The organism is Rhodococcus sp. IEGM 1305 (genome assembly GCF_030058635.1).
Lineage (GTDB): Bacteria > Actinomycetota > Actinomycetes > Mycobacteriales > Mycobacteriaceae > Rhodococcus_F > Rhodococcus_F opacus_D.
On the sequence record NZ_JASHKX010000017.1, the window covers coordinates 131,274 to 138,304 of the forward strand.

Below are 7,031 nucleotides of genomic sequence, written 5' to 3' on the forward strand. Positions count from 1 at the left end.
GAAATCGTGTCTTCATCACCCGCCGTCGCGCTGCCCTGTCACGGCGAAGCAGGACGCACTCGAGATCGAATTCTGCTTATTGACACAAACTTTCACATGCCAGGCTGACGCGGTATTTTCATTCACCCTTGCCATCTTCGCGCCGGGGAAGGTATCGTGCAACACGTAGTACATACGTATACATACCCTTGCGCATCGGTCGTTCGAGACCGCGCACCATCAATCCGAATCGTTTCACCCCTCTGAAGGAGCTCCGCGTGTCCGAGCCGCTCTACATCAAATCCGCCCTCTCCGTGGCTACCCCCACTGGTGATCCCGCCGTCGCCGAGACGGTCACCGCGGTAATCGCCGATATCCGCGAGCGCGGAGACGCCGCGGTGCGCGAGTACTCCGAAAAGTTCGACAAGTGGACGCCGGAGAGCTTCAAGCTGAGCGACACTCAGATCGAAGAGATCGTCGCTCGTGTCCCCGCCGAGGTCATCAACGACATCAAGACGGTCCAGCAGAACGTGCGGGTGTTCGCACAGCACCAACGGGATTCGCTGACCGACTTCGAGGTCGAGACCACGCCCGGCGTGCACCTCGGGCAGCGCAACCTGCCGGTCAGTGCGGCCGGCGCCTACGCACCGGGTGGCCGCTACCCACTGGTGGCGTCCGCACACATGACTACTGTTACCGCGAAAGTGGCTGGGGTACCGCACATCACCGCCTGCACCCCGCCCATCCGCGGGGAGATTCCCGCCGCCACCGTTGCCGCGTTCCACCTGGCGGGAGCCGACGACATCTACCTCCTCGGCGGCGTCCAGGCCGTCGCCGCCATGGCGTTGGGCACGGGGACGATCCGCAAGGTCGACATGCTCGCCGGCCCCGGTAACGCCTTCGTCGCCGAAGCCAAGCGGCAACTGTTCGGGGAAGTCGGCATCGACCTATTCGCCGGCCCGACCGAGGTCCTGGTCGTCGCAGACTCGAACGCCGACCCGTTCATCGTGGCCGTGGACCTGCTGAGCCAGGCCGAACACGGGCCGGACTCCCCCGCCGTGCTCATCACCGACTCCGAAGCCCTGGCCCGGGCCACCCTCGCTCACATCGACGCGATCCTCCCCGACATGCCGACCCGCGACTTCGCCGGACCGGCGTGGCGCGATCACGGCCAGATCATCGTCGTCGAGGACATCGAGGCTGCGTACGCGCTGGCGGACACCTTCGCCTCCGAACACGTGCAAATTCTCACCGACACCCCACGCCGGGCCCTCGACGTGATGAACAACTACGGTGCCCTCTTCCTCGGGGAGAAGACCTGCGTGTCGTACGGCGACAAGGTAATCGGAACCAACCACACGCTGCCCACCCGGGGTGCCGCGCGCTACACCGGCGGACTGTGGGTGGGCAAGTACCTCAAGACAGTCACATACCAGGAAGTCACGTCCGATGCGGCGAGCGCCGAACTCGGTGAGCTGTGCGGGCGCGCGGCACGCGTCGAGTTCTTCGAAGGACACGCCCGCTCCGGCGACGTGCGCGCCGCGAAGTACGCCGGCGCACCACTGACCTGGGCGCCTCAGGATTCCACGGCGCTCTGATGAGACCGGCGACGACGCACCCGGTGGGTGCCTTCCCGGGTGCGTCGTCACCTTCCACCCCGCACGCATCACACACACCGAAGGATCCACCATGGTCACGTTCACACTGGACGGCAAACGCGCGCTGGTCACCGGCGCAAACAAAGGTCTCGGGCAATCGATCGCCCGCACCCTCACCGGACTCGGCGCCACCGTATACGGAACCTCCCGGACCGAGACGGGGGCCACGCAAATCGAGTCCGATCTCGGCACCCCGGGGTTGATACTCGACATCCAGAACACGGCGTCGATCGCGCCGTTCATCGACTCGCTGCCCGAACACATCGGGGGCGGGATCGACATTCTGATCAACAACGCCGGTGTCAACCATCCAGCCCCCGCCCTCGACGTGACCGAAGAACAGTGGGACGCGGTCACGGGCACCAATCTGAAGGGCACCTTCTTCCTCACCCAGGCTCTGGCACGGACCTGGGTGGCGGCGGGAACGGGCGCAGTGGTGGTGAACATCGGGTCCCAGGCCGGCACGGTCGGCATCGAAGAACGCGCCGCGTACTGCGCCAGCAAGGGCGGACTCGATCAGCTCACCAAGGTACTCGCCATCGAGTGGGCACCCCACGGCATCCGCGTCAACACCGTCGCCCCGACGTTCGTTCGCACCGAGTTGACCGCGTCCACCCTCGACCGACCTGGATGGGGACAGACCCTGCTCTCCCGCATTCCTGCCGGACGCTTCGGGGAACCGGAAGACATCGTCGGCGCCGTCGCCTTCTTGGCCGGCGACGCTGCGAAGCTGATCACCGGTCACACGCTGCTGGTCGACGGCGGCTACACCGCCTGGTGAGCAGCGACCTGCGATGCACGCCCGACTGAACCTGCCGGCATCACCGGTAGGTCTCGAACACGACGCTCCCCTCGCTGCGGCCACCGCGCTTTCCTGCATCGGTCCCCCGGACTGGTGTTGCCGACCGAAGGAACTGCTCTCACGAGGGCTGCCGTGGCGACGGGGGTGCTGTGGTGGACCGCTCGACGACGTGTGGCCTGGACATGATGCGACGCGGTGGTTCTGTGCTGCTGCCTTTGATTCGTTCGACGAGCAGTTCGGCCGCGGACCGCGCCATCAGATTCAGATCGTGGCCGATGGTGGTGAGCTGGAACACTTCCCACGACGCCATCGGGATATCGTCGAAACCGATCAGGCTCAGCACGTCAGGCACACGGACACCCGCAGCCGAAGCCGCATTGAGCGCTCCGATCGCAACGACGTCATTGCCGCAGAAGACGGCCGTCGGAGGCGAGGGCAACGCGAGCAACTCCCGCATTGCCCGATGCCCGGTGTCGAATTCGAATGACCCTCGGTGGGTCAACTCCGGGGAGAGTCCGATTCCTGCATCGGCGAGGGCCAGGCGGAAGCCCATCTCGCGATCGCGGCCAGTACTGGTCGTCTGCGGGCCGAAGATGCCCGCGATCCGCCGATGCCCCAGCCCGGTGAAATGTTTCGCGGCAAGGCGGCCCCCGAGGTCGTTGTCCACCACCGCGGCATCCCCGACCCCGGGTCCACTCTCGCGATTGAGGAAGACGAACGGCACACGGCGCCGAGACAGCTCCGCGGGTAAGGCAGAGCCCACATCACTGGTCAAGAGCACCACACCGTCCACCGAGCCATCAACGAGTTGTCCGACCGAGACCTGGCTGTCGGACGGCTCGGTGAAGACCATCATTCGATAACCATGATCTTCGAGCGCATCATGCAGGGGTCCGATCAAATGAGGGTAGAACGGGTTGGTCAGATCGCTCACCACTATGCCGATGCGCTTGGCGGTCCGAGTGACGAGGTTACGTCCCGCCTCACTGGGAACATAGCCGAGGGCGGCGACGGCGCTCTCCACCCGAGCACGCGTCTCCGCAGCAACACGCGGGTCTCCACGCAACGCGCGGGAGACCGTCGGCTGCGAGACCCCCGCAAGCCGGGCCACGTCGCGACTAGTGATCGCCATTTCGCTCCTGTCGCCGGCGAATGTACCGCCCTGTTGATCCAGCACTCCACCAGCAGTCTCAACAATCCACGGGCAGGGTGTAATCGTCTGTGCCAGAATGCTCTTGGGCACAGATATATCGCCAGTCTAACATGCATACGTATACCTCCAGGCCGCCCACCGATCAGCGGCTCACGCCAATGCGACCGGCGCCCCACGCCACGACTGTTTCCGAATTGACCGCGCTCCCCACCGCCCGCGCGCGCCATCGCAGTCGATTCAGAAGCCGCCGAACAGCCGCTGGATCCGCGGTCGGCAGCACGCGCCCATAACCCCGTATATGGAGTTCTTGTCCGCAAGCACCCAACCGACCCCACAACCCGACCCAGAAGGCCACCCTCATGACAGATCGCACGCCGCGCCCACACCACCCGGCGATACTCGGCGCCGGTCATGTGAGTGCAGCCGGAACCGCGACCCCCCACGTCAAGCAGGCACGTACTCGAACCGTCACACGATCCGCTCAGCGAGACCCAGAGTTCCATGTCCCCAACGACTTACACCGAGCGCAGCGGTCACGACACCGCCCACTTCAGACACCTGCGGCACATCCGAGTGAGCACTCACCAAGCGACGCCCAAGAGGCACTGGCCTTTGCAATGAAGTGGCGCCACTGGGGCGGTGGAGACGACGAAGACATTTTCGTTCAATTCGGGCTCAACACCTGCCAGTACTTTCTGCGGGTGAGAAAACTGTTGAGTACGCCTGCCGCCGCGGCACTGTCCCCTGACGAGAAAGCGCACCTTCGGCAGATCTGCTTCACTCGCCTCCACGACGGCGGACTACCGACAGTCGAGAGTAACCCAGTAGCTCCACACAACTCCTAGCTGCGAGACCAGGCCACTACTACTTGCAACGGTCCGCCCGCCGTAGCGCATATCTCCCTCTGCGCCGCACAAACCCTCGGGGGCATGGTGCGTGCGTCGATCACCGGGCAAGTTGACCACGCAGATATCGAGCGCCTGGACGACCTCGGCCTAGCGACGGAGCCTCCCGATTTCAAGAACCCGGCCCGGTGGGCTCGTTGCGGAACCGCAGGTCGATGGCGCCAAGAGTAGACTCGCGGCGGGTCCGAGAAGGCGAGGGTATGCAAAATGAGCCAGCTCCCATCCGAGAGCGCCGCTGATTCAACCTTGCGGTTCCTGCGCCCGACGGAGCTGGCGGCAGTCATGTCCCCTCAACTTGCTCCGATATCGCCGAACACCGAGGCGTCAGCGTCCAAACGGTGAAGACACGGACCCACCGGGCCCGGGCTCAGCTTGTCAACCTACTTGCGCCCCTTTCCTGACCGGCGGCACACCACGAGGGCATCTCGCTGACGTGATCACCGCGTCCTCGAGTTCAAGTCCTGTACGAGCCGGGGCATGCGCCACTATGGTCAACCATCTGCCCACGGGATAGGACAGGCGGAGGACTATCCAGAGTGCCCTCGGCGAACCACCTGCCATCACGGGGGCCTGCCATCATCCCCGGTCAATGCGGGCGGAATCAGGTATCGAAAGTTTCGGCATTTCTGACACGGGTACCGATCCGATCACTCCGGACGAGGACCCGAACGTCAGTCGGCGACCAGTTGCGCCCGCTCGGAGGACCGTCCGATGCCTTGTTCTCGCTGCCGTCCGATGACATACCGGCCAGGGGCGATGCCGGTGGCGCCGTGCTCAGGGTGGATGAGGTACGCAGTCACCCGGGTGTCGAGGATACCGAGCGCAAGACCCCTGGGGTCGTTCACCGGCGTCGACCACGTGCAGCCACCTTGCTCGGCGACCAGGCTGTGCGGGTTCCCACCCGCAGCGCTGCGCAGCAACTCCACTCCTGAGAGCGGTACGTTCTCCGTCCGCGTCCACGCGGTGGACGTGACGATGCCGGCGACAAGCGAATACGGGATCACGATGAGATCACCTTGGGCCTGCAGGCCGTCGACGACAGGTATGGACACTTCCTGGTCAAGATAGTCGAACACATCGAGGCCGGTGAGGGCAGTGAGAGTGGACAAGGTCATGGTTGCATTCATGCGAGTCACCTTCGAGTTCAGGGATTCAGGTTTCGGTCTTGTTCAGGTGCGACGAACGAGACGGGCGTAGTCGGCGCCGCCGAGGCCGTAGGTCCAGCCTGCGGCGTCCAGTGCTGATGAGATCCATCTGGGCACGTGAAGCCCGTATTGCCGCCGATGCCCGTCGCGTTCGGAAGAACCGTTGACCGCGAGCAGGATACGGCCACTGCGACCCCACCCGTCCGGTGTCGCGTAGAGCCGCAGGGTGCGACCGGCATTGCCTGGATCGTCGGCTTGGTCGACCAGCGCGAGTCCGGCCGCCTCGATGTAGTTGTCCCACCCGATGCGCTCAATCGCGCATCGGCGGATCTCGACGTTGCGTTCACGTGCGATACGTTCTGCAGTCGGGTCGCGGACGACCCAGTCCGGGACTATTGTCCCGTGCTGAACGAATACTGCTCGGCCGTCTTGGAATTCGAGTGCTGGATCATCCGAGTGGTGCAGCCGGTGTTCGTTGTGCACACGGCCCGGTATGGGCTCGGCATGAAGAGTGGTGGGTCGTTCTGCCATGACACATATGTCGCCGAAGGCCCACCACCATCCGGTTGCGCCGGTCAGCGCAATGCTGGCGTCGAGCAGCGTGTTGTCGTTGGGGTGGAACTCAGCGAGGCCGAGCCGGCGGTACGTGTCGTAGTAGGCGACCCGGTGGGCTTCTTGTTGCCCGTACCAAGTGACACCGAGGACAGCAGGGGTCAGAAGTGTCCGTATCGCAGCGGCGACCCCGTCGAAGAGTGTGGTGTGCAGCGAATCCCAGACGGTCGCTCGGATGATCCGATCGGGGCTGATGCCGACGCGGGCAGCCTCCTCAGGAGGCTTCACCCGTGCGGTCTCGACTGTCCGGCGCTCGTTCGGCCAGTCGGATCTCCTCCGCTCGATTCGTGCGTCCATGCGACTGCGTGATTCCGAAAGCATGGTTGCGATCCGGGCGGAAGCGCAGTGGATTCCGTTGCCATCGAACGACATCGGTGGTGACAAACCTTCGGCGACGATCAGGTCCGATCCGGCGACGGGAGACGGAACCCACACGAACTCCGGCCTCCGTAATCCGGACTGCCGATACACTTGCGCGACAGCCGATTCTGCAGTGGCGCGATCGGAGGGGTGTGCGCACAGCCCGTGTCTCAGCCATGCATCACGCACGGCCTCAACGGCCAGAATGTAGTCGGAGGAGACATCAGTGCTCTCGGTGAATTGCGCTCGGGGTCTAGCCACCGAGCGAAACGGTGCGGCGCTCACGCGACGGTGGCGGTGTCCGCCTTTCCAATAGTCATAGTTCTAGAGCGTGGCACGAGGACGCGGCGAGCGCAAGGCCCCGCGTTGACTCATCCGAAATGCCCGCGTGAGCCCCTTCGTTGCCTCACGTGAGAA

At 64.5% G+C, this 7,031-nt stretch carries 7 protein-coding genes; 4 read left to right on the forward strand and 3 right to left on the reverse strand.

Annotated features, from left to right (window positions below; all coding sequences use genetic code 11):
- The first annotated feature begins 275 nt into the window (after positions 1–275).
- Together hisD and QM693_RS22630 are read left to right on the forward strand one after the other, a co-directional pair.
- Positions 276–1,577 (forward strand): histidinol dehydrogenase, encoded by a 1,302-nt coding sequence (gene hisD / locus QM693_RS22625; RefSeq protein WP_349307515.1) that lies wholly within the window; start codon positions 276–278, stop codon positions 1,575–1,577.
- 91 nt (positions 1,578–1,668) lie between these two features.
- Positions 1,669–2,418: an SDR family NAD(P)-dependent oxidoreductase gene (locus tag QM693_RS22630; protein ID WP_283331691.1), complete on the forward strand. Its 750-nt coding sequence runs from the start codon at positions 1,669–1,671 to the stop codon at positions 2,416–2,418.
- A gap of 139 nt (positions 2,419–2,557) precedes the next feature.
- On the opposite strand, the gene QM693_RS22635 is transcribed toward QM693_RS22630, so the two are convergent.
- Positions 2,558–3,682 carry a LacI family DNA-binding transcriptional regulator gene (locus QM693_RS22635; protein WP_283353492.1) on the reverse strand — a complete coding sequence of 375 codons (1,125 nt, stop codon included), beginning with the start codon at positions 3,680–3,682 and terminating at the stop codon, positions 2,558–2,560.
- A gap of 269 nt (positions 3,683–3,951) precedes the next feature.
- Here QM693_RS22635 and QM693_RS22640 point away from each other — a divergent pair, with 269 nt between their 5' ends.
- Entirely contained in the window at positions 3,952–4,437 is a 486-nt protein-coding gene (locus tag QM693_RS22640; protein ID WP_283353493.1) for a DUF3263 domain-containing protein, read from the forward strand.
- A gap of 365 nt (positions 4,438–4,802) precedes the next feature.
- The gene (locus QM693_RS22645; protein WP_283331962.1) at positions 4,803–4,898 is read left to right on the forward strand and encodes a hypothetical protein; all 96 of its coding nucleotides are present in this window, start codon (positions 4,803–4,805) and stop codon (positions 4,896–4,898) included.
- 270 nt (positions 4,899–5,168) lie between these two features.
- Here QM693_RS22645 and QM693_RS22650 read toward each other — a convergent pair whose 3' ends face one another.
- Complete coding sequence (locus QM693_RS22650) at positions 5,169–5,624, reverse strand: DUF8820 family protein (RefSeq protein ID WP_283331696.1); 456 nt, start codon at positions 5,622–5,624, stop codon at positions 5,169–5,171.
- A gap of 42 nt (positions 5,625–5,666) precedes the next feature.
- A complete protein-coding gene (locus QM693_RS22655) occupies positions 5,667–6,899 on the reverse strand; it encodes a DUF6745 domain-containing protein (RefSeq protein ID WP_283353494.1) in 1,233 nt (410 codons plus the stop codon).
- Positions 6,900–7,031: the final 132 nt, after the last annotated feature.

Coding starts and splice junctions, on each gene's coding strand:
- QM693_RS22630 (WP_283331691.1), top strand. CDS start 1,669: ATGGTCACGTTCACACTGGACGGCAAACGCGCGCTGGTCACCGGCGCA.
- QM693_RS22650 (WP_283331696.1), bottom strand. CDS start 5,624: ATGAATGCAACCATGACCTTGTCCACTCTCACTGCCCTCACCGGCCTC.
- QM693_RS22640 (WP_283353493.1), top strand. CDS start 3,952: ATGACAGATCGCACGCCGCGCCCACACCACCCGGCGATACTCGGCGCC.